Source organism: Arsukibacterium sp. (assembly GCF_033721375.1).
Classification (GTDB): domain Bacteria; phylum Pseudomonadota; class Gammaproteobacteria; order Enterobacterales; family Alteromonadaceae; genus Alishewanella.
The window spans coordinates 1-1,034 of record NZ_JAWWAP010000024.1 but is presented as its reverse complement, the minus strand read 5'-3'; the positions used below and the strand labels follow the sequence as shown (position 1 = coordinate 1,034).

The window sequence follows — 1,034 nt, the reverse complement described above, 5'->3', positions numbered from 1 at the left end:
GCCGACCAGTATGAAGTGATTGGCGTAAAAAGCACCTTCCGCTTAGCACAGCGCCCAGAGAGCTTCGACGTGCTGCGTTATGACCGGCAAATCGTTAAACACAAAGGCAGCGACACTATCCTGCCAAGCGCAGCGCCGTTTAATGTGCTGGATAAAAGCGTGGCGGATGTGAGTTTTATCGTCGGCATGTTGGTGGATAAATTCCAATACCACTTGCCGCTGTATCGCCAACACCAGCGCTTAGCCGCAGCGGGCATTACTTTAAGCCGCAGCACACTGGGCACCATCGTGGCACGCGGTATTGATTTACTCTATCCGATTGTGGATGCGATGCTGACCAGCATCTTACAAAGCCAGGTGCTGGCAATGGACGAGACGCCGATTAAAGCAGGCAAAGCGGGCCCGGGCAAAATGAAGCAAAGTTACTTCTGGCCGGTGTATGGTGATAAGGATGAAATTGTTTTTACCTTCTCCACCAGCCGCGGGCGGCAACATATAGAAGAGATATTAAAACATCGCTTTAAAGGGACTTTATTAAGCGATGGCTACAGCGCCTATGCCAGTTATATCAAAGCGAATGAGGGCTTAACCCATGCCCAGTGCTGGGTGCACAGTCGCCGGCAATTTATTGCAGCCGAAAACAGCTGGCCACAACCGGCCAAAGAAGCGATTAGCCTAATCGCCAAGCTGTATGAGATAGAAGAGACTATCCAACGCCAAAAACTGACCGATGATAAAAAGCGCCAATACCGGCTTACCCACAGCAAACCGGTGGTTGACCGCTTCTTTACGTGGTGTGATGACACCTTGCATAACCTGACGCTGCTGCCAAAAGACCCCCTCTACAAAGCGATTGGCTATGTACAAAGCAAAGAAATGGCACTGCGTGTCTTCTTAGAAGACCCCGATGTGCCGCTGGATACAAACCATCTGGAGCGGGCGCTTCGGCCCATACCCATGGGGAGAAAAAATTGGTTGTTCTGTTGGACAGAAATCGGTGCAGAGCATGTTGGCGTTATCCAAAGCCTGATAGT

1 pseudogene is annotated in these 1,034 nt (G+C 50.8%); it reads left to right on the top strand.

The features are described 5' to 3' along the window. Window positions 1-1,034, top strand: a pseudogene (locus R3187_RS18775) (IS66-like element ISSpu21 family transposase); the annotation flags it as partial.